General features: G+C 67.8%; 14 protein-coding genes and 2 pseudogenes. 6 read left to right on the forward strand and 10 right to left on the reverse strand.

Features of this window, described 5'->3' with window-relative positions:
• The first annotated feature begins 583 nt into the window (after positions 1–583).
• Both FCI23_RS18060 and FCI23_RS18065 read left to right on the forward strand, forming a co-directional pair.
• A complete protein-coding gene (locus FCI23_RS18060) occupies positions 584–4,099 on the forward strand; it encodes a choice-of-anchor D domain-containing protein (RefSeq protein WP_246143800.1) in 3,516 nt (1,171 codons plus the stop codon).
• A 140-nt stretch (positions 4,100–4,239) separates the two neighbouring features.
• A complete protein-coding gene (locus FCI23_RS18065) occupies positions 4,240–6,213 on the forward strand; it encodes a discoidin domain-containing protein (RefSeq protein WP_136724909.1) in 1,974 nt (657 codons plus the stop codon).
• Here the strand turns inward: FCI23_RS18065 and FCI23_RS56450 are convergent.
• From FCI23_RS56450 to FCI23_RS63075, 3 genes are all read right to left on the reverse strand, one after another.
• Positions 6,135–6,851 carry a hypothetical protein gene (locus FCI23_RS56450; RefSeq protein WP_169316828.1) on the reverse strand — a complete coding sequence of 239 codons (717 nt, stop codon included), beginning with the start codon at positions 6,849–6,851 and terminating at the stop codon, positions 6,135–6,137. The genes FCI23_RS18065 and FCI23_RS56450 overlap by 79 nt on opposite strands.
• Before the next feature lie 177 nt (positions 6,852–7,028).
• Entirely contained in the window at positions 7,029–8,492 is a 1,464-nt protein-coding gene (locus FCI23_RS18070; protein WP_136724910.1) for a hypothetical protein, read from the reverse strand.
• A 50-nt stretch (positions 8,493–8,542) separates the two neighbouring features.
• Positions 8,543–9,055, reverse strand: coding sequence for a glycosyltransferase family 2 protein (locus tag FCI23_RS63075; RefSeq protein WP_322973854.1), 513 nt, complete (start codon positions 9,053–9,055; stop codon positions 8,543–8,545).
• Positions 9,056–9,268: 213 nt separating this feature from the next.
• On the opposite strand from FCI23_RS63075, the gene FCI23_RS59755 reads away from it, so the two are divergent.
• Positions 9,269–9,664, forward strand: a complete 396-nt coding sequence (locus FCI23_RS59755) for a hypothetical protein (protein WP_322973855.1) — start codon at positions 9,269–9,271, stop codon at positions 9,662–9,664.
• Positions 9,665–9,997: 333 nt separating this feature from the next.
• Here FCI23_RS59755 and FCI23_RS18085 read toward each other — a convergent pair whose 3' ends face one another.
• The 6 genes from FCI23_RS18085 to FCI23_RS18110 all read right to left on the reverse strand — a co-directional run bounded on the left by FCI23_RS18085 (position 9,998) and on the right by FCI23_RS18110 (position 18,483).
• A complete protein-coding gene (locus tag FCI23_RS18085) occupies positions 9,998–10,576 on the reverse strand; it encodes a GNAT family N-acetyltransferase (RefSeq protein WP_169316841.1) in 579 nt (192 codons plus the stop codon).
• 27 nt (positions 10,577–10,603) lie between these two features.
• Complete coding sequence (locus FCI23_RS18090; protein WP_136724912.1) at positions 10,604–11,098, reverse strand: phage tail protein; 495 nt, start codon at positions 11,096–11,098, stop codon at positions 10,604–10,606.
• A gap of 24 nt (positions 11,099–11,122) precedes the next feature.
• Positions 11,123–11,566 (reverse strand): DUF6916 family protein, encoded by a 444-nt coding sequence (locus FCI23_RS18095; protein ID WP_136724913.1) that lies wholly within the window; start codon positions 11,564–11,566, stop codon positions 11,123–11,125.
• 1 nt (position 11,567) lies between these two features.
• Entirely contained in the window at positions 11,568–11,936 is a 369-nt protein-coding gene (locus FCI23_RS59760) for a hypothetical protein (RefSeq protein WP_246143806.1), read from the reverse strand.
• Positions 11,937–12,646: 710 nt separating this feature from the next.
• Positions 12,647–12,841 carry a hypothetical protein gene (locus tag FCI23_RS56455; RefSeq protein WP_169316842.1) on the reverse strand — a complete coding sequence of 65 codons (195 nt, stop codon included), beginning with the start codon at positions 12,839–12,841 and terminating at the stop codon, positions 12,647–12,649.
• Positions 12,838–18,483 (reverse strand): GH92 family glycosyl hydrolase, encoded by a 5,646-nt coding sequence (locus FCI23_RS18110; protein WP_246143801.1) that lies wholly within the window; start codon positions 18,481–18,483, stop codon positions 12,838–12,840. Before FCI23_RS18110 ends, FCI23_RS56455 begins: the two co-directional genes overlap by 4 nt.
• Positions 18,484–19,704: 1,221 nt before the next feature.
• Between FCI23_RS18110 and FCI23_RS18115 the strand changes: the two genes are divergently transcribed.
• Positions 19,705–20,925 carry a PP2C family protein-serine/threonine phosphatase gene (locus FCI23_RS18115; RefSeq protein WP_246143802.1) on the forward strand — a complete coding sequence of 407 codons (1,221 nt, stop codon included), beginning with the start codon at positions 19,705–19,707 and terminating at the stop codon, positions 20,923–20,925.
• Positions 20,926–21,183: 258 nt separating this feature from the next.
• On the opposite strand, the gene FCI23_RS18120 is transcribed toward FCI23_RS18115, so the two are convergent.
• On the reverse strand, positions 21,184–21,555 hold the full coding sequence (locus tag FCI23_RS18120) for a hypothetical protein (protein ID WP_169316843.1): 372 nt from the start codon (positions 21,553–21,555) through the stop codon (positions 21,184–21,186).
• Positions 21,556–21,571: 16 nt separating this feature from the next.
• Here FCI23_RS18120 and FCI23_RS59770 point away from each other — a divergent pair.
• Both FCI23_RS59770 and FCI23_RS18130 read left to right on the forward strand, forming a co-directional pair.
• Positions 21,572–21,964 (forward strand): annotated as a pseudogene (locus FCI23_RS59770) (integrase core domain-containing protein); the annotation flags it as partial.
• Positions 21,961–22,176, forward strand: a pseudogene (locus FCI23_RS18130) (fasciclin domain-containing protein); the annotation flags it as partial. The pseudogenes FCI23_RS59770 and FCI23_RS18130, both read left to right, overlap by 4 nt.
• Positions 22,177–22,391: the final 215 nt, after the last annotated feature.

Genomic DNA, 22,391 nt, shown 5'->3' on the forward strand with positions numbered 1-22,391 from the left:
GCATCTGGACAAGCGCCACAGAGCCAAGGGGCTCGGGCCGTTCGCCGAGCGGTTGGCCTCCTCGTCGAGGGGCTCAGCCCGGGCCCGTCTGCGGCGGTCGATTGTGGGGGCCTGGTCCCTGCCCACTCAGTTCGAGCGTCCTCGTGCCTACCCGGGCCCACGGGGCTCTCGGGGCTCACGGTTCAGTGGCAGGTGGTGTCCCCACCACCTGGGAAGCCCGGTGTTGGATGCGGCCTCGCGGCGTCACTTTGGATCTTGCAGGCAAAAATCTGGATTATGCAAAAATCCGTTCAGATATTGCGCGCGAATGTCAACGGTATTACGGTCCCCTTGCACCGTCACCCGCCTCTCACCGTCCGCACTCAGCTCTCGATCCACCTCGCCACCCACCGCTCACAGTGTCGGCGAGGTGCCTTGCTGTGCCTTGTACCGCGTCAGTCTCTTGTGTGCTCGTTTCACCCCCCCCGTTCCCCTTCGCTGGCGGTGCTCACGGCGCAGGTCCGGCATTCCGTGCTGAAAGGAGCAATAGGTGTTCCAGTCCATCCGAGATCTGAGGCGAGCTCTCGTCTTAATCGTCAGTACCGTGGTGCTGGCTGCCGGCGGCGTCTTCGCGCTGGCTGTTCAACCGGCGTGGGCGGCGGTGGCTGCCACTGGTGGCAGCGGCGCGAGCCTGCCGTACGTCGAGGTGCAGGCGGAGAACTCCGCCACCAACGGCACGGGCATCGGCCCGAGCTACACCCAGGGCCAGTTGGCCGACGAGGCGTCGTATCGCAAGGCCACGACGTTGCAGGGCACCGGCAAGTACGTCACGTTCACCACGCCGGTGGCGACCAACTCCATCGACTTCCGGTACAGCATCCCCGACACCGCGGGCGGCTCGGTCTACACCGCGCCGCTGTCGCTGTACATCAACGGCACCAAGCAGCCCAACTTCACCCTGACCAACGCATACAGCTGGTACTACGGCAGCTACCCGTTCACCAATACGCCGGGCAGCAACCCGCACCACTTCTTCGACGAGGCCCACCGTCTGTTCTCCACCTCCTATCCGGCCGGCACCACCTTCAAGCTGCAGGTCGACGCCGAGGACACCGCGTCCTCGTACACGATCGACTTCGCGGACTTCGAGCAGGTAGGCGCGGCGCTGACCGCGCCCTCGGGATCGGTGTCGGTGACCAGCAAGGGCGCCGACGCGACCGGCGTGAGCGACGCGACCAGCGCCTTCAACGCCGCGATCAGTGCGGCCGGCTCCGGCGGCACGGTGTGGATCCCGCCGGGCACGTACAACATCCCGGGCCACATCAGCGTCAACAACGTGACGATCGCCGGTGCCGGAATGTGGTACTCCACCGTCACCGGTACGGCGCCCGGCTTCTACGGCAACTCCGCGCCGTCGCCGAGCACAGGCGTGCACCTGCAGAACTTCGCGATCTTCGGCAACGTCCAGGAACGCAACGACAGCGCCCAGGTCAACGGCATCGGCGGCGCGATGAGCAACTCGACCGTGTCGAACCTGTGGATCGACCACGAAAAGGTCGGTGCCTGGATGGACGGGCCGATGGACGGTCTGACCTTCAGCGGCATGCGCATCCGCGACACCACCGCGGACGGCATCAACTTCCACGGCGGCGTCACCAACTCCAAGGTCACCAACAGCGACCTCCGCAACACCGGCGACGACGGCATCGCCACCTGGGCGGACTCCGGCCTCGGCGCCGACGCCTTCGACACGATCTCCAACAACACCGTGCAGTTGCAGATCCTCGCCAACGGCATCGCGATCTACGGCGGCCACGACAACACCGTCAGCGGCAACCGGGTGGTGGACACCGGCCTGGCCCAGGGCGGCGGCATCCACGTGGGGCAGCGCTTCTCCTCGACGCCGGTCGGCACCACCACGATTTCCGGCAACACCATGATCCGGGACGGCAGCCTCGACCCGAACTGGCAGTTCGGCGTCGGCGCGCTGTGGTTCGACGGCAGCCAGGGCGCTATCACCGGCCCGGTCAACGTGACCAACGCTCTGATCCAGCAGAGTCCCTACGAAGCGGTCCAATGGGTCGAGGGCACCATCAGCGGGGTCAACCTCAACAACGTGACCATCGCTGGTACCGGCACCTTCGCCCTGCAGGAGCAGACCGGCGGCGCGGCGACGTTCACCAATGTCACGGCGACCGGCGTCGGCTACTCCTCCCCGGTATACAGCTGCGAGGGCGGGAACTTCGCGGTGACCGACGGCGGCGGCAACACCGGCATCAGCGGCACGCCGTACTGCGGCCCATGGCCCGCTCCGGTCTACCCGCCCTACCCGGACGAGGGTGTGACCGCCACCCCGAGCGCGCTGAACTTCGGCTCGGTCGCGACCGGTTCGACCAGCGCCGCGCAGACCGTGACGGTCTCCAACCCGACCGGCTCGGCCGCGCCGCTCTCCTCGATCTCCGCCAGCGGCGATTTCGCCCAGACCAACACCTGCGGCTCCTCGATCGCGGCGAACGGCTCGTGCACCGTCACCGTGAAGTTCACGCCCACCGCGGCCGGCACCCGCACCGGATCCCTGACCGTCAACGCGGGCGGGACCACCAACACCGTCAGCCTCTCCGGCACCGGCACCGCGCCGGGCCCGGTGCTGAACACCGACCCGGCGACCCTGTCCTTCGCCGGTACGGTGGTCGGCTCCTCAGCCTCCGCACAGACGGTGACGGTCACCAACTCCGGCACCACCTCGGCGAGCGTCTCGGGCGTCGCGGTGACCGGCGACTTCAGCCAGACCAACAACTGCTCCACCCTCGCCGTCGGTGCGTCCTGCTCGGTGAGCGTCGCTTTCAAGCCCACCACGGGCGGATCGCGCACCGGCAACCTGACCGTGACCAGCAACGCCAACAACAGCCCGACCACCGTCTCCCTGGCCGGCAGCGGCATCGACAGCACCACCAACATCGCGGCCGGCCGGCCGGCGTCGGCGAGTTCCAGCAGCGGTGCGTACGTCGCCTCGAACCTCACCGACCCGGACGCCTCGACATACTGGGAGAGCGCGAACGGCTCCTTCCCGCAATGGGCCCAGGCCGACCTCGGCCAGAGCTACAGCGTCGGCAAGGTCGTCCTCAAGCTCCCGCCGTCGACGGCATGGGGTGCCCGCACCCAGACCCTGTCGCTGCTGGGATCCACGGACGGCTCTAACTTCTCCACGATCGTGAGCTCGGCCGGATACACCTTCGACCCGAACACCAACAACAACACGGTGACCATCACCTTCAACGCCGCCACAGCAAGGTACGTACGGGTGAACATCACCGCCAACACGGGCTGGAGCGCCGGCCAGCTGTCGGACTTCCAAGTGTTCCCCAGCAGCAGCGGCGGCGGCGGCTCCACAGCGGCGACCCTGTCGACCAGCCCGGCCTCGCTGACGTATCCCAGCCAGGCACTCAACACCACCAGCAGCGCGCAGACGGTCACGGTGACCAATACCGGCACCGCGGCCGCGACAGTCTCCGGTATCACCACCACCGGCGACTTCTCGCAGACCAACACCTGCGGAACGTCGATCGCGGCGAGCGCCTCCTGCACGGTCAGCGTCAAGTTCACGCCCACCGCGTCCGGAAACCGCACCGGCAACCTCAGCATCGCCAGCAACGCCTCGAACGGCACGACCACGGTCGCGCTGACCGGCACCGGCGCCGGCACGGTGAGCACCAACCTGGCCGCCGGCAAGGCCACCAGCGAGTCCAGCCACGCCGACGTGTACGCGTCGTCGAACGTGACGGACGGCAACCAGGGCACCTACTGGGAGAGCGCCAACAACGCCCTTCCCCAATGGGTACAGGTGGACCTCGCCTCCGCGCAGAGCGCCGGCCGCGTCGTCCTCCAGCTCCCCGCCACCTGGGGTGCCCGCAACCAGACCCTGTCCCTGTCGGGCAGCACCGACGGCACGACCTTCACCACCATCAAGGCATCGGCCACCTACACCTTCGACCCCACCACCAACAACACGGTCACCCTCACATTCCCCGCGACCACCCAGCGGTATCTCCGGGTGAACATCACGGCGAACACCGGCTGGCCGGCCGGACAGATATCGGAGTTCCAGGTCTGGAACACCTGATCCACCCCCGACGGTGCCGCCGAGCGCACACGCACTCGGCGGCACCGTCTCTATCCCAAAGGCTCGGCCGGGGCGGCCGGCCACCGAAGTGCACTCGGCTCGTAGTCGACGGAAGTTGACAGCTGACCGGAGGAGTCCAGATGGGTGTCACACGCAGGGTCTTCCTGCAGGCCGCGATCGCGGCCACCGCGGTGGGGACCGTTGGAGCCACCGAGACCGTACTCGCCGAAACCGCGTCAGCGGCCAGCCCGCCGGGCGACGTGGTCGGCAAGATCAGTGTCGGCTACCAGGGCTGGTTCGCCTGCACCGGCGACGGCGCGCCCATCAACGGCTGGTGGCACTGGACCCAGAACTGGGGCCAGTCGCCGTCCCCGTCCAACACCGCCATCAATTGTTGGCCCGACGTGCGCGACTACACCAAGACGTACCAGACCTCGTACGCCAACCTCGGCAACGGCCAGCCCGCCACGCTGTTCTCCTCGTACGACCAGCAGACGGTGAACACGCACTTCCTGTGGATGCAGCAGAACAGCATCGACACCGCCGGCCTGCAGCGCTTCAACCCCACCGGCGGCGAGGGCCCCACCCGCGACGCCATGGCGACCAAGGTGCGCAGCGCCGCCGAGTCGTACGGGCGGAAGTTCTACATCATGTACGACGTCACCAACTGGACGAACATGCAGTCCGAGATCAAGACGGACTGGACGAACAAGATGTCCGCGCACACCGCCTCCTCGGCGTACGCGAAGCAGAACGGCAAGCCGGTCGTCTGCATCTGGGGCTTCGGCTTCAACGACAGCAACCACCCCTTCACCAGCGACGCCTGCCTCGACGTCATCAACTGGTTCAAGGGACAGGGCTGTTACGTCATCGGCGGCGTCCCGCGCGAATGGCGGACGGGCACCGGGGGCTCACGGGCCGGCTATCTCGGCGTCTACCACGCCTTCAACATGATTTCGCCGTGGATGGTCGGCGCCATCGGCAATGTGACCGATGCCGACAACGCCTACAACACCTACACCGTCGGCGATCAGGCCGACTGCAACGCCAACGGCATCGACTACCAGCCCTGCGTCCTGCCCGGCGACGTCTCCGCCCGGCAGCGCGTGCACGGCGACTTCATGTGGCGGCAGTTCTACAACATGGTCCGGGCCGGGGTGCAGGGCATCTACATCTCGATGTTCGACGAGTACAACGAGGGCAACCAGATCGCCAAGACCGCCGAGACACAGGCATGGGTGCCCACCAACTCCGGCTTCCTCGCCCTCGACGAAGACGGCACCGCTTGCTCCTCCGACTACTACCTCCGCCTGACCGGCGACGGCGGCCGCATGCTCAAGGGCCAGATAGCGCTGACCTCCACCCGCCCCACCCAGCCGATCGTCCCCACCGGCGGCGACACCATACCGCCCACCGCGCCGGGTGCCCTGAACGTCACCGGGCACACCAGCAGTTCCGTCTCACTGGCCTGGAGCGCCTCGACCGACAACGTTGGCGTAACAGGCTACCGCGTCCTGCAGGTCTCCGGCTCGACCAGCACACAGGTGGGCACCACCAGCGCCACCTCGTTCACCGTGACCGGACTCGGCGCGTCCACCGCGTACACCTTCGATGTCGCCGCCCTCGACGCGGCCGGAAACGTGTCGCAGCCCTCCAACCAGGTCACCGTCACCACCGACCCCCCTTCCAGCACCATCAACCTCGCCCTCCACCGCTCCACCTCGGAGAGCAGCCACACCCAGACATACGTCTCGGGCAACACGACCGACGGCGACACCAACACCTACTGGGAGTCCGCCAACAATGCCTTCCCGCAGTGGGTCCAGGTCGACCTGGGCGCCGCCACCGGCGTCAAACGGATCGTCCTCTACCTTCCCCCGGCGACCGCCTGGGCCACCCGTACCCAGACCATCTCCGTCCAGGGCAGCACAGACGGCGGCACCTTCACCCAGCTCCTCGCCTCGGCGGGCCACACCTTCGACCCGGCGACCGGCAACACCGCGACCCTCACCCTCCCGTCCACCGTCACCACCCGCTACGTACGGCTCACCTTCACCGCCAACACCGGCTGGCCGGCCGGGCAGGTCTCGGAGTTCCAGGTCTTCGGCGCCTGACGCCTGACCGTCCCCGCCACCCTGTCCGGGACTGTCCAATGCATGACACTTCCGGCTCCTGACCTAATGGGAGCTGCCGGGTCCAGAGCGAACCCCGCCGCCGAGGCGTTCGCGATGCCCTGATGCGGGCGGTGGCCGTTGTAGAACTGCGGCGAGGATGGCGCCGAACAGGGCGGGGAACTTCCCGTCCCGGTCCCGGATGAGGAATCGCACGCGGGAGCGGGCGTCATCGAGGTCCATGACGAGGGTGTTGGTTTCATACGGCTCTCCTGGCTGGAGTGCTGGGTTTGCGGTGCTTGATCCGGCTGCTTCCGGCGATGTGTCCAGTCGTAGACGGTGCCGGTGCTGATGCCCAGCCGCGCGGTTGCTTCCTTGACAGTGATCGATCCTGGCGGTGGGGACGCGGCAGGAATCTTGTTGTCGTGGCGCAGATTGCTGACGATGTGGGCGGTGAACAGTTGCTGGTGGGCGGTGCGGTGGCCGGACTCGTTGAGGATCTGCGCGAGGGTTGCGGAGTGGGTGGTCGGCGCGAGTTCGCGGATCAGCTGGACGGCTTCGGGCGGTGTGCGGGGGGCGTGGGGCCGCCTGCGGGTGACGGTGTCGGTGGCGCCGGTGCGCCAGCGCACGCCCACGCGCACCGATCGGCGGTGGCTTCGACCACCACATCGGCTACGGCGCGGCGATACCGATCCTGGCCACCATCCTGCCCGCCCTGGCCCAGCCCGGCCCGCGCGGTGCGATCTGGTGGCGCTACGGGCATCCCGCCCCTGAGGGAGACACCGTTTCACCAGACCCGCTGCGCTGACCGGGGCGGGTCAGTGTGGGGTGCGGTAGATGGTGTGGCCGCCGGCGGTGGCTAGTATTCCGCCGCGGCGTAGCGCGGTAAGGGTTTGGCGGCTGACGCCGGTCCCCGATGTCCGGATGAGCATCACCGCATCGCCGCTGCGTAGGTAGTTGAGCAGGTCGCGTTGCCACGTTGGGTTGGCGACGCGGGGGCGGGGCTTTCCGCCGGGATAGGTTGCCGCATCCACGCCGTAGGTGCGGCCGGTGACGTCGATCCAGTTGGGGCAGCCGTCGCCGAGGTCTTTGCTCAGCGTGTCCAGCAGGATCAACCCCATCGGTGAATCGGACATCACGCACCGGGTGTGGCGCACGGCGCTGGCCAGCCGGGTGCTGGGAAAAGTGCTGACCGGTTGGTGGGGTCCGGTCAGATACGTGTAGGTAGTCGCCGCCGCAGCGAGGACGGACACCCAGCTGATCACGCGCGTTCGCAGGATCGGGCCGGGCCGGGCCGTCGTTGGCACCGCCGTCCGGCTGACGGCCGTGGCGGTGACCAGCGCCGCCGTTGGCGCGAGGTAGTCGGAGTAGAAGAAAAACCATGACGGGGCCGTCATGAGCAGGGTGCCCATCATGGCCCCGAGGACGACCACGACTCTGGCGGCTCTCATCCGCCACGCGAGCGCCATTATGCACAAGACCACGACGATGAGCAGGACCGAGATCGCCACGGCGGCAGGATGACTCAGGTGAGACACGACCCCCTGCACCCCGGTCAGTTGACTCAGACGGGCTCCTGGAGTAACGCTGCTTCGGTTACGGCCGAGCTGTTCGGTGACGACCATGTGCCACATCTGGCTCGGTGCGGCCATGAAGAACGGCCCGTCGATGGCGATGAGCGCGACGGCTGCGCCCGCCGCGACCTTGGGTAGATCGCGTCGCCGGTCGGCCGGGACGTGCCAGGCCAACACGATGAGCAGCGGGATGGCCCACCAGATCTTGACGCTCGCCGCCGCTCCGAACGCCAGTCCGCACACCAGCGGTAGATAGCGGCTCGTGGACCGGCGGCCGCCGAAGTAGGTGAGCAATCCACACAGGAGAGCGAAATTGCCCAGCGGCTCGAGACGGCTCAAGTATTCCGAATGCACCGATCCCAACCAGACCGCGTAGAAGACTCCGCCGACGATCGCGGCTCGCCGGTCGAGGTTCATTGCCCGGGCAACGCGCATGACAAGTACGGCGTTCGCCGCACCCAGCGCGGTGAACGCGAGATTCCCGGCGACGAAACCGGTGAGATCGGTGCTCATCCGTCCGAGCACGGCGAACGGTGTCAGCGCCAGCATCAGCCCGGGCGGGTGCAACAAGACGAAGTTGCGATACGGCAGGCGGCCGAACGTCAACGCATCGGCGGCCGAGTAGTACACGCTGGCGTCATAGCCGAAATTGCCGCGCAGACCGTTGCTCGTCAACACAACGGAAATCCGTGCGATGAACGCGAGCACGAACACGGCCACCTCGGCCGGCAGGCAGCGAGAAAGCCGCCTGCGCCCACTCACCGGCCGCCGCCAATCAGGCGTCGTCCCGCGCGGAGCCTCAGCCGCGCCAGGTCCGCCGGCCGCAGCGCGAGAAAGAGCCGGTAGGCGTCACGCTCCACCAGCCGGAACTTGCTCCCGCGGGCGCCCAGCGGATGGCGGTACGGGCCCGGCTGGTAGCGCCGGAACTGCTCCGACATGTGGTGGAAGATGCGTCGCCGCGAGGCGGTAGGCACCCTGGCATCATCCTCGATGATCGTGTGGTGCCAGACCTCCCGCTCGACTACGTTGCGGGCCTGGCCCAGGCCGCGGTTGCGTTCCCGGTGCACCACCCGCAGCCGGGAGTCACGACGAGCGTAGTCGTCGAGGATCCGGCCGCCATCGTCCGGCGAGGAGTCGTCGACCGCGATCATCTCGAAGTCGGTGAAGGACTGCTGCGTGCCCGCGTCCAGATACGCGGGCAGGTACTCCTGGGCCGGAAACACCGGCAACACGACGCACATCGGGATCGCCGAGTCTGGAACGCGCGGCATCGTACCTCCCGGTCACGGACTTAGATCTTCTACAACAGTGTAGAAGAACGCGTTGCGCGGCGGGCGAGCGGGTCGTCCCACGACCTCGTTCCCCGTCTTTCAGCGCGCCTGGCCGGCCCTGTCGCAGCCGTCTGCCTGTCACTGAGTGGGTGTGATCGCTCGGCCGGCTCCCGCATGCCAGGAGCTGCCCGGCTCCAGGCGTGATGGTCACCGGTGCTGCTGCGTCTTGCCTGCCTCGCCGTCACCAACGCCTTCGCCGCGCTGCGGCTGCTGCCGGTGAGCGTTCGGGACAAGGACATCGAGATCCTTGCCCTGCGTCACCAGATCATCGTCCTTGAACGGGGGCTCGGCACGGACAAGGCGAAGTTCACTCCCGGGGACCGGGCCTTCCTCGCCGCACTGCTGACCCCGCTGCCTCGCGAGGTACTACGCCAACTGCGACTGCTCGTCCGACCGGACACCACCCTGCGCCGGCACCGCGACCTCATGAAACGGCGCCACGCACGCACCTGCCGACCAGGACGCCCCGGACGCCCGCCGTCCGCTCCGTCCGCACCCTCATCCTGCGCCTGGTCAAGGAGAACCCGTCCCTCGAGACGGTTACTCTGACCGGACAGCGCCAGTACGTTCTGGCCGCCATCGAGCACTCCCCCCGGCGGATCCGCATCCTGGGCACGACCGCCCACCCCACCGCGGCCCGGGACACCCAGATGATCAAGAGCCTCCTGATGAACCTCGCAGCGCGGTCAGTGATCGAGGGCCAGCCGGATGCGACCACTATGCGACCGCCGGGTGCCCTCAGCAAACGAGAAGGCCATATCCGATCTCTCGGAATGGCCACCGACCTGCGAGAACGCTGGTCGGGACGACAGGGTTTGAACCTGCGACCCCTTGACCCCCAGCGGCAACTCTTGGCGGCTGGGCTCTTTCATGCCGTTGCTGTCATTCGGAGTCCAACAGGTGCCGTGCAGCTCGGTAAGACGCAGCCGAAACGGTCAAGCGCCAGTCCCCGGCCCTACTCAGAGGCGTCCAGCAGAGCGGGGTTCCCGGCGTGGGGTGAAACTGTGACGGCTGCACGGCGGGCGAAGGCTCCCAGCGCATGGCGATGTCCATCACGTCACGGGATGACTCGACGAAACCGCACCGATCGTAGACGCTCAGAGCCGCGATGTTGTCGCAGGCCACACTCAGTGCCAGCGGCCTGGCCGAGCCGGTCTGCAGATCGCGGAGCACGGCGGTCGCGACGCCGCGCCGCCGGTAAGCCGATGCCACGACGAGATCCACGATCCGGATCGCGTTGAGCTCGCGGGCCAGCCAGATGCGACCGGCACGCTCCTCGTCCACGGTGATGATCAGATCGGAACCGTACGGGAACCGGGTTATCCAGTCGCGTCGGCGAGCGGTGTACTGCCACTCGATCAAGAACGCGGCCTCGCGCTCGGTCAGCGCGGCAGCATCCCCCAACCCGGCGCGCGATTCAGCGAAGAGCCTCTGCAGAAAGGTCTCGTCAGCGGGCGTCACCGGGCGGCGTCGGACCTCGGAGTTCATTCAGTCCCTCGCCGGAAAGATGCCCTGCAACGCAATGGCGTAGTAGAGCACCAGGTAGGGCTGGAGGTTGTTGTGCGACTGGTCGCCTCCTGTCCCGCCGATGGCCTGGGGGCTCATGGTGACATCAGGAATGCCGGACGCGTAGTACCCACCGGCGGTCAGCAAAGCCCCGGATGGCTTGTTCGTCGACTGTGGCAGATCGGAGGCCGCCAGGCTGTGGTTGTGCGCAGGGACCTGGGCGACGGTGAGCGTCTCCCTTTCAGTACCATCCGACTCGCCTGGCACGTGGCCATTGCCAGTCCCCATCGCGACGCGGCCTTGGAGGTTGGGCAGGGCGAACGTGGTGGTCCCATTACCGCCGTAGGTCGTACCCAGGAGGGAGAATAGGGCGGTGTTCTGCGCGATGGGCAGGATCTGCCCATCGCAGAATGCCCAGCCGCGAGGCGGGAAATTGAAGCCGACCAGGCGGATCTCCCCGATGAACGGTTCTGACATGCTTGGACTCCTTTCTCACTCAATTCAGCGGGTTGGCAGCCAGCCGTTGATGACCGCTTGGTAGTCAGAACCTGGTTCAGTCGGACGTATGTGCAGGTCAAAGCGGTTGACCCCCGAGGGATGGAAGGCCACGATCCCCTCGGCGATACGGTGGCCGTCCGTATCACGGAGCAGAAGGGTGAACACGTCGCCGCTTCCCCGCAGTCTGCTCTTGTTCGCGATATGCCGCAGGTCCCGCACACTGACGACCTTGAGGTTCAGGTGCGGATTGTCCATCGTGGCCAGGGTCGATCCGACCACGCCACGCCAGTAATCGAGGCTGTAGGGGTGCGGGCTGCGGGCGGCCGACACCGGTGGATCGCCATCACGCCGGGTCGCTGCGGAAGCCGCGCCGATGACGGTGGAGCCGGACAGCAGTGCGGCCCCGACCCCGATGCTGCGGCAGATCTGTCGTCGGGTCAGCGCCATGTCACGCCTCCAGGGCGATCGACCAGCGCACTCCGCGCAGCAGACCGCCGGTGTGCTGCACCTCAACGCTGACTCGGTCGCCGGGAGCAAACGCCACAGCCGGAGTGGCCGTCGCGGAGCAGGTCCCGGCCGCGCTGGTGGTGCAGGTGAGCGCTGTCCCCAGGTCGTTCTTGAGCAGCCTCACGGTGACTCCGGAAGCTCCGGACGCTACTCGGACTTGAAGCGAGGCCGCCGTCGCGGACAATGGCATCGGCATCGAGACCTCGTCCGATGTGAGGGCGAGCCCGGCCTGTCCGGCAGACCCGGCGAAGCCGTCCGGTTGCAAGGGGTCGACGAAGGTCACCAAGCCGGCCAGGACACCGTTGTTCACGCCAGCCGGTCCCTGTGGGCCTATGGGTCCGGCAGCGCCGGGACCTCCGGTGGGGCCCATGGGACCCATCGGGCCGGCAGGCCCGTTGAGCCCGTTGAGCCCGGTGGGTCCGATGGGTCCGGCAGGGCCGGTATTCCCGGTGAGCCCGGCAGGGCCGATGGCTCCGGTGGGGCCAGCAGGACCAGTGGGCCCGCTGGGACCAGCGGGACCGGCCGGCCCCTGCGGGCCCGTCCGGTACCAGGTGACGGAGACCTCCCAAGGGAAGCAGCGCCCGTCGGCGGGCACGATACGAACCGAGACAAGATTCGGTATGTAACAGGCGTGGATCGCTTGGGACGTGTCGAGCCGCGTCCGGTCTGCGGCATTGGCGGTGAATCCAGTCAGCGTACCGGTTGTTATCGCCGCGACGACCAGGGCTTTCACTGCCGACGAGGTGAACGACGAGGACAGCAACGGAGGCGAGGAAGGGCGTGAGGAGGCCAAGACATCTCCCGGGATCAGATGGGTGGACCAGATACGGACGTGCCGAGCGCGCGGCCCCCGGCACCGGTGATGCTTGCCCCGAGGGAGAGCAGGATCGGTATCACGGCGAGCAGACGCACCCGATCGGACGCAGCACCCCCGCGCCCATCCCCTGACCCGAGCGAGGCTGTACGTGTTGGCCGTCATCGAGCACGCCGATCGCCGGGTGCGCTTCCTGGCGCGACTGCTCACCCGTCCGCGTCCTGGGTGGTCCAGGCCGCGAGGAATCTCGTCATGGACCTGGAGCACGCGGGCTGCCCAGCGCACTTCATGATCCGGGACAGGGACGGCAAGTTCCCCGAGCTGTTCGACGCGATCTTGAAGGACGCGGGGATCGAGGTCGTGCTCGGCGGGGTCCGGATGCCGTGCATGAACTCGATCATGGAGAGGTGGGTGCAGACAGGCCGAGGTGAGTGCTGCTGGACCGTGATCGTCCGTAGGACCGGCCAACGCCGACGTGCCGGCCGCGTCGTACCGGTAGGGGAGCGCCGGTGACCCTGAAGGGCAGCCGGACGCGGGTCACCGAATCAACGCCGGCCAGTGTGACGCTGGTCGAACCCGGCTTCGCCGTCCCTGGAACGCTGATGGTCGCGCCAGAGATGACGCCGTCACCATTCGCGTGCACGGTGGTGGAGGCGAGGCCGTCACCGAATCTGATCGTGACCGCTTCGTTCAGTGCGAACCCGGAAGCATTGACGGTAATCGCCGTACCGCGCGGCCCCGAGGTGGCCGACAGCATCACCTGCGGTTGGTACGCCGGCACTGCCGGCTGCTCCGCCACCTGGACGGTTGCCGTCGCCGGCGTCCGCGAGGACGCGCCGGCGGCGGTGACGGAGTACCGGCCGGGCTGCGCCTGACGGGACGCCGCTATCGACGCATGTACCGCTCCCGTCGCCGAGGCCGCCACCGTCAAGCTGCGCGCCGGGCTGGTGCCGAGCTTGACGGTCACCCGCTCGCCGGCGGCGAACCCGCTGCCGTTGATGGTGATCGGGTCACCGGCGGCAGCGGTGGCGGATGTCGACACCGAAATCGACGGCTGCGACCCGGCCCGCGCCACGGTCACGGTGAACGTCTCGGTACTGCTCGACAGCGTGTCCCATGCGGTGACGTGCACCGTGTACGTGCCCTCCTGTACGTACGTGTGTTGTCCGCTTATCGCACCGGACGAGTCCACCGTGGCGTCGTCGGGAACCGTGCCGTCACCCCACTGGACGCGGGCGTGGTAGCCCGTCGAGCCGGTGACGCCACCGGTCACCGAACCGAGGTCCGCCGAGAAGACCTGCCCGGGGGTGGCCGTCTGGTCCTTGGGGGCGGTGGTCGCCACCGCAGCCGCCGGCGTGCCGTCGTCGGCGATGGCGAACACGTGGATCCTGCCCGCCGAGCCCGGGTCCCCGGTCTGCGTCGGCAGGGTCACCGAGACGAGCGTCTTGCCCGCCGGGATCTGGTACGGCGTGGTGGCGAACAGGAACGGCTGTGCGCTGTCCCGGCTCGTGCCGAGCAGTCGGTACGAGGCCTTGGCGACGACGATGTTGCCGTAGGACGGCGTGCCGTTGGCGTTGCCGCCCAGCGTCCAGTCGCTCATCTGGATCGGGATGCCGGCGGTGCTGCCGTCGCTGAACGTCGCCGTGCCGGTGGTGCTCTGGTCGCCCTGCGTGCCGACGCCGATGAACGAGATGGTCTTCGCGTCGGCCGGCAGGTTGAGCGCGATCGTCTGGCCGTTGCCGGTCGCGTCGTCCGGCTGCCCCGCCGGGATCGCCGGCAGCGTGAAGTGCAGCGCCGTTCCGGGTACCTCGTGCTGCTGGCCCTGAGTCACGCCGGCCGCCGCGAGAGCGGCACGTGAGTACGCCCACGACTTGGTGTCGCAGTTCGCCGCGAGGACGCCGTCGTCGCCGATGCAGACGGTGTCGAATGCCGCGGTGAGGCTGGAACTCGGCGCGTAGCCCACGTCGACGCCGACCGTTCCCGAGCCCTGGCCCGTGCCGTCGGTCACTGTCACGCCGGCCTGGTAGTAACCCGGCTTGGCGTAGGTGTGCGAGCCGCTGACGCTGTACACGCCCCGCGAGCTCAGGGTCAGGGGGCCTGCGGTGACCGGTGAGCCGTCACCCCAGTCGATTGTGGCCTGGTAGCCGCTCGCGGTGCCCCCGGTGACGGTGGCCAGCGGCACCGACACCGCGGCGCCGGATGTCGCGTGCAACACGCTGCTCGCGGCGGTGACCGTGATGGCGCCGCCACCGAGCTGGACGTCGCCGCCGGCGAGCAACTCGATCTCGGCGAGGTTCGTCTGCGCGGCGCCGACTGTCTTCGTCACGACCAGGCGGAACTGCGCGAACTGGCCCGGTTTGCTGATCTTGAACGGCCGGGTCTGGTTGCGCGACGGGAACACCTCGCCGCTGCGGGAGTCGACGGTGCTCCAGGTGATCCCGTCGATGGAGCCCTGCAGCTGCCAATCCGTTGGGTCGCCCGCGCTCGCCCCGGAGGTGAGGGTGTAGTAGGTCGGTGTCTGCTTGCCGCCGCGGAAAACCCAGCTTATCTGCGGCGTGCCGGTGGTGAAGGTCATCTGCGTGGTCGACGAGTCGTCGAACAGCTTCGACGCGTCCTGCCCGCCGCTCGCGGTCGCGGTGCCGAGACCGGGGCCTGTGGTGTCCTGCAACGGCTTGGGCACCGCGTTGCCCTTGGTCAGTGACGGCGGCGCGTCGTTCTTGCCGGTGCCCCAGGACGACGGGTTGGAGCCCATCCGGAAGTCGATCGTGCCGCCATGGGCGAGCACGGACGAGTCGATGGACACCCCGCGCTGCGACTTTCCGTTGACCGTGACGCTCTGCACGTAGACGTTCTTGGTGCTGTTGTTCGGCGCGTTGACGACGATGTCGCCGCTTGGCCGGTGGACGGTCATCCGAGTGAACTGCGGCGAACCGATGACCCAGTTGGACGAGCCGGCCTGCAGCGGGTAGATACCCAGCGAACTGAGGATGTACCACGACGACATCTCGCCGTTGTCCTCGTCACCCGGGTAGCCCTGGCCGATCTCGTCGCCGACGTAGAGACGCTGCAGGATCTCCCGCACGGTCGCCTGCGTCTTGGACGGCGCGCCGGCATCGTCGTACATGTACGGGATGTGGTGCGACGGCTGGTTGCTCATGCCGAGTTGGCCCATGCGCACCGCTTGCGCCTCGAGCATCTCGTGGATCGTGCCGCCGTACCCGCCGGGATGGTCTGCGTTCTCCGGGGTGGCGAAGAACTGGTCGAGCTTCTGCTCCAGCGCCTTCTGCCCGCCGTACAGGTTGGCCAGTCCCTGGCCGTCCTGCTGCGCGGTGAACGCGAAGTTCCACCCGTCGGTCTCGGTGTAGGCGCCGCCCCAGTCCAGCGGGTTGCCGGCGAGGGACTTGCCGTTGGCGTCGCGTCCCTCGAAGAACTTCGTGTTCGTGTCGAAGAGGTTGACGTAGTTGCGGGCACGCTGCAGGAAGTACTGCGACTCCTCCTTGAGCCGCTTGCGCTGCGACTTCGGTGTGGCCGGGTCCTTGGCCAGGGCCGCGCCCATGTTGCCTATGCCGTAGTCGTTGATGAAGCCTTCCAGCGCCCACGACACCGACTCGCCGGTGGAGGTCGGCGTGTAGCCGAGGAACAGCGAGTTCTCGATGCCCTTGCGGCCGACCTCGCTGCGCCCGGAGGCAACGGTCGCGTCCTTGACCGCCGCGTCGTACGCGGCGAGCGGGTCGGGCAGCTTGACGCCGTTGAGGTAGGCCTCGGCCAGCGCGACGTTCGCGCTGGTGCCGGTCATCAGGTCGGCGTAGCCGGGTGACGACCAGCGGGCGATCCACCCGCCGTCGCGGTACTGCTGGACGAACCCGTCGGCGATCTTGGCCGCGATGTCCGGGTACAACAGCGAGTACGCGGGCCACACGGTGCGGTAGGTGTCCCAGAACCCGTTGTTGACGTAGATCTGCCCGTCGACGACCTTCGCGCTGGTCTGTGTGGCGGTTGACGTGCCGGTCGGCGCCGACACCGGGCTCGCGTACTGCCAGTGCGGCGCGGCGGCGGTGCCGGTGTTCTCCGACTGCGAGTTCGGGTACAGGTTCAGCCGGTACAGGTTCGAGTACAACGTCACCATCTGCGTCTCGGTCGCGCCCCCCACCTCGATCCGGCCGAGCCGATCGTTCCATGCCGCGGTGGCGGCGGTGTGGATCTGGTCGAAGCTCTTACCGGTGACCTCCAGATCGAGATTCCTGTGTGCCTGGTCAACCGAGATGAACGACGTCGCGATGCGCAGCGTCACTTGCCGGTTCGCGGAGGTGTCGAAGGTGGCGGACGTGGCGGAGGACGCCGTCGGCGCCCGGTCGAAGGTGCCGGATACGAACATCCGGCTGCGACCGGCTGACAGGCCGCTTCCGTTGTCGACCCAGCCGGTGAGCGTGCCGTCCGTACCGATGGTGAACGTGCCGTTGTAGAAGACCAGGCTTCCGGTGGCCTGCCCGGACGGGAAGGTGAACTGCATGATCCCACCGTGGTCGGTGGGCGACATCTGCGCGATCAGGCCGTTCTGCAGCGTGACCTGGTAGAAGTCCGGCCGCGCGATCTCGTCGTTGTGGCTGAAGGCGAGTGCCCGACCGCTGGGCGCTCCGGTGAGCGATCCGCCGGCCGGCACCGGCATGACCGACATCTGGTTACGATCACCCATCCACGGGCTGGGCTCGTGTGAGATCGCAAGTCCCTGCAGCGTAGGCAGATTGGCCGCGTTGTTGCCCTGCTGGTAGTCGTACTCCCACGAGTTGGACGTGGCGTTGGTGACCGGCGTGAAGAAGTTGAAGCCGTTCGGCATTGCCGAGATCGGCAGGTTGTTGCCGCGCGAGAACGAGCCCGATGCGTTGGTCCCGCGCCGGGTGTCGACGTAGTTGGTCAGGCTGGAGCCGTCGACCGGCGTCGGCGTGGCCGTCAGAGTGATGTCGTCGAGCCAGCCCTGGAAACGGGTCGAGGCGGTTGCCTGGGGATCGTCGTAGGCGAGCAGGATGCGGTCGATCGTCTTGCCGTTCGCGACCGTCCCGATCTCGGACTGCACCGCGTTCCACTGGTCGGCGTAGAGCACCTTCGACGCACCCTGCCCGGCGGCCGTGAGCGGGTAGCCGTGCTGGTCGACGGGCGAAAGGCCGGTCAGGTAGCTGCCGTCGGTGAAGTGCAGGTCGACGGCAGCGTAGGTGGACGGGTACTGAGCGTCCTTGCCGGTGAACTCAGGGAAGATCTTGTAGGACAGCCGGGTCTTCGGCCCGACCGGGATGTTGACGTCGAACAGCTTGTTGGTCGCGTACGAGCGACCGTCGGCTTCGGCGCCGCCGGAGTACCGCAGCGAAGCCACTCCGGTGAATCCGGCCCCCGGCTTCATGTTGTAGCCACTGACCGGACCAGGACCGAGGACACTGACCATCGGGGTGGCCGGCGGCCTGACGTTCGAGCCGTCGCTGATGTTCCAGTCGGCGAGCTGTACGAGCGAGTCACCGGAGTTCGCGGTGATGTCCAGCCGGTAGTAGCCGTAGGCGGTCGTGTTGGTGAAATTGTAGGTGTTGGTGGCGAACCGCCCGCTGAAGCTCTCTCCCGTCCGTCTGTCGAGGTCGGTCCACGTGCTGCCGTCGTTCGACCCCTGCACGGTGAAGTCCTTGGGGTCGCGGCTCGGCGCGTCATTCGCGGAGGTCAGCGAGTACCGCACCACCACCGCGGGCTTGGCCAGTTGGTAGGTCACCCAGCCGGTCGGGTTGAACGCCAGCCACTTGGTCGACGGATTGCCGTCCTTGAGGTTCGCAGCGGTTTCGCCCGGCGGGTTCTCGGCGCTCGCGGTCACCGCGCTGACCTGGTCGAGCAGGCTGCCGGGCAGTCCGGTGGGGCTCGATCCGCTCAGGTTCGCCTGGACCGGCTTGCCGTTCGCGTCGACCTCGGCAGTGCTCGTTGCAGGTTGCGGGTCGAGCGACTCGAACGAGGAGCTGAAGTTGCCGGGCGGCGCCGCGGCGCTCGCCGCGGGTGCGGCGGCGAGCACCCACACCGGCAGCAATAGTGCTGTAGCCGCGCTAACCCACGGTCTTATGGACAAAAGGCGAGCAAATGATGAATGTGACACAACGTGTGCCTTTCGGCTCGATAGGGGTCGAGAGCGTCGAACGTCGGGGTTGAAAACCCTGGCGGCTGCGGTCAATCGACCGCGAGTGCGCCTACCGGAACTCGGGCCGGGCTTGCCGTATGCCGGCCCTGGATTGGCGCTCAAGCGGTTCGGCTCCGACGGTGGGTTGGTGCAGGCGGCGCCGGGAGGGGTGCAGTAAGGCGGCGAGAACCGCCGGGACCGCTGCTGTGAGTAGGGACGGTAGGCCTTGGACCATGCGGAAGCTCCACGAGGGGACGGTGGGCTCGCGGAAGGGCGCACCCGGCTGGAGATCGCGGATAGCCTGTTCCTGTCAGACAACGTTGTCAAGACTGATCGCATAGCCTCCTCGAAACAGTCCGTTCGTTTTCCCGGGTCGCCCGGCCGGGTGTGGGGCTCGAATAGTCGTCGCCGCAGGTCAAGCGGCGTACCGGTATTCGTTGACAGCGCCGTCCGGCCCCGCCACAGCGGGGCCGGACACACCTCTTCTCTCGTGCCGGGACAGTGCACGGTGATGGAACGACTCCCAGCCCGGGTGGTGCCTCGCTTGCCATGTCGGAGATGCCGTCGAGGGTGCCGACGTGAAGTCGATGCCGGTATCGCAGAACGGTCTCAGCAGCGGGAGCTGGCCGCGCTGGCGTCAGGGATGGTCCGCGATGGCGAGTGCGGCTGATGGTCGTGTCCGGATCTGCATGGTTTATGTCTTCACGGCCATGGCATCCAACCTGGCGGATGCGGAACCTGGAGATACCACCGGATGGACCGGTAGAACCGCATCCCGAGGAACAGTCCATGAATTGCCTGGAATGCTCACCTGCATCGTCGGCGACCCTGATGGAGATCGGTGCTGCCTCACCGGGGTTGATCACCGCGTAGCAAGTGACCCCGATGGGTTGCCGGCGGACACCGACGCGTTCGACGTGATCGAGGCAGACGCCGGCACCGCAGTAAGCGCAGCAGCCTTCGGGTATCCAAGTGGCGGACCACCGTGATCCGGAGGCCAGTCGAATGTGAAGACCATCACTTAAGACTTGGATCTCATTGACCTCATTCAAATGTTAGACATAGTCCAGCTAGTTCCGTCTGCAAACGGGCGTCTACGAACCGTCTCCACCTAAGGACAAAAATATGGGCGTGCAGGTCAAGGAGCCCATCGCAACCCGCAGCACCACCGTTCGGTCGCTCAGACAGGTGATCTCCCCAAAGCGGCTCTCCCGGCGGATGTGGGAAGCGGGTTGGCCGTTCGAGTCAGCGCTCCTCACTCCGCTACTGGTGATCGTGCTGACCACCATGGCGGCCCTCCTCACGCCCCACCTGCAGTTCTACCGGTTGCTCGGGGCGGCGCCGGCACTGGCCGCCGCGATGTTCTCCGTGGCCGGCACGCTGGGCATCGGGCTGCTGGCCCTGATGACCGGCTTCGCCCTGTCCGCCGCCGACCACGACCTGGGCCGGACACCGGGCAATTTCACCCTGCTGGCGATCACGGTCATCACCCTGGCCGCCGCCTACGCCAGCCGGGTACGGCAGCACCGGGAGCACACCCTCGCCGAGGTCCGCGCCGTGGCGGAGACCGTGCAGAGGGTGCTGCTGCGCCCGCTCCCGCGGCACCTCGGGCAGGTCGACGTCGAGGTGCTCTACCAGGCTGCCGCCGCGCAGGCCCGCATCGGCGGCGACTTCTACGAGGCGATGCAGACCCCGCACGGGGTGCGGCTGATCATCGGTGACGTGCGCGGCAAGGGACTTCCGGCCGTCGAGGCCGCCTCGGTCATCCTCGGCGCGTTCCGGGTGCACGTGCATGGCGCGCCCGACCTGCCGTCCCTGGCAGGCCAGCTGGAGACCGGCATGAACTACCACTGCGGGCGCGTCCCAGACGTTGACGCGCTGGAGTGTTTCGTCACCATCGTGCTCGTCGAGATCCCCGACGGGGAGCCCATCGCGCGCCTGCTCAACTGCGGGCACCCCGCGCCACTGCTGCTGCACGGCGCCGAGGTACGCGAGGTGGAACCCAGCGCACCGTCACCACCCATCAACATGGCCGCCCTCCTCGGCGATCATTACCAGGTCGACACCATCCCCTTCACCACCGGCGACCGCCTGCTGCTCTACACCGACGGCGTCAGCGAGACCCGCGACGGTTCCGGGACCTTCTACCCCCTCACCCAGCGCGTCCGCCGATGGGCCTCCGCCTCCCCCCGATGGTTCCTGGACCACCTCCGCCAGGACCTGCGCGCCTACGTCCACGGCACCCGTGACGACGACCTCGCAGCCCTGGTCGCCCACCGCGTCACACCGTGCGACCGGGAAGCGGCGGAACTCGATCGCGCTGTCCCCGTACAGCGCGGCCACTGACCTTCAGGGGCGACGGAGTCTGCCGACTGGGGCGCGAGCGTGTGGGGAGGTGCTGCGGCGGGTCGGATCGGGTGAGGAAGGGGGCGGGCTGTCATGGTGATCGGTGCGGAAGGCCGGAGGAGAGAAAGCCCTGGGGGGATGGCTTCTGCCGGTCCGGAGTTTGTACGGGGCCGAGGCCGGTCGGCGGTTCGGCGTGGATGGGACCGGACGGGCGGCGGCCCGGGGGAGTGGGCCACCGCCCGTCCGGGATCGGGGTGGTCACCCGGTACCGCTCGGGTGGGCGCCGGTGGTCTTCGTGGCTTTCGGGGTCTTGGTGGCCTTCGGGGAATGGCTCGGGTGAGCCTTCGCGGAGCCGTGGGTCGGTTTGGCGGCTTTGCTGGCCTTCGCGGAATCTCCGGCGTGGCCTGGGGTCTTGGTGCCCTTGGCCGGGTGGTGTTTACCGTGCAGGACGGCGGCGCAGTAGGCCGTGAGCCGGGCACCGCTGATGGGCCTGCGGATGTCCGCCCGGCGGTGGCCGGTTGCGGCGGAGGCGGCTCTGGCACCGGCCGCCGTGTCCGGAGCCACCGAGTGGGGCAATGCCCGACGCTTGCTGTCGCTGCCCGCGTTGCTGCTGCGGCGTGAGGTCTCCAAGGACGCTGAGTTGCTGGTGCTGCGGCACGAGAACGCGGTCCTGCGCCGACACGTCCCGTCTACGAACCAGCGGACCGCCTGTGGTTCGCCGCCCTCTCGCACCTGACACCGCGCCACCGCTGGGGCCAGGTCTTCCCGATGCCCCCGGCCACGCTGCTGGCTGGCACCGTACCCTCGTGGCGAACAAGTGGGACCACAGCCAGCATCGCCAATGCGACGCCCGCCCACGGCCGCCGCAGTCAAGGCCCTGGTCCTGCGCATGGCTGGCGAGAACCTGGGATGGGGCCACCGGCGCATCCCAGGTGAACTCACCTGTCTCGGCCACCAGATAGCCGCCTCCACTGTGTGGGACATCCTCAACCAGGCCGGCATCGACCCAGTCCCAGGCCGTAGCGGACCGACCTGGAGAAGGTGACGCCGAAGCAACTGGAGGGCGGCTCCTTCGACACCCCGCAGAAGGGCAAACTCACCACCACTGACTCCGGCGAGTCCTGCAAGGTCAACGACTCCTCCAACGTGGTCTGCGGTAACGTCCAGACGTCAAACGCGACCGTCTACATCGTCGACACCGTCCTGATGCGAAGTAGCACCGGCCCACGGAAACAGCGAGAACGGGCGTAGGGGCCGGGTCATCATCGGCGACGGCCCGGCCCCTACGGCATGGAACACGAAAGCTGCGGGCACCACCCTCGCCGGGTGATGCCCGTAGCCGCGTGACCGCTACGTCAGAGCACGATGAGACCAATGCGGATGTCGTCGAAGTCCCTGCGGTCGAAACGGTCGTGGTCGAAGTCCCTGCGGTCGAAGCGGTCGTGGTCGAAGTCCCTGCGGTCGAA

The sequence above is a fragment of the Actinacidiphila oryziradicis genome, from assembly GCF_005047355.1.
GTDB classification, from domain to species: Bacteria; Actinomycetota; Actinomycetes; order Streptomycetales; family Streptomycetaceae; genus Actinacidiphila; species Actinacidiphila oryziradicis.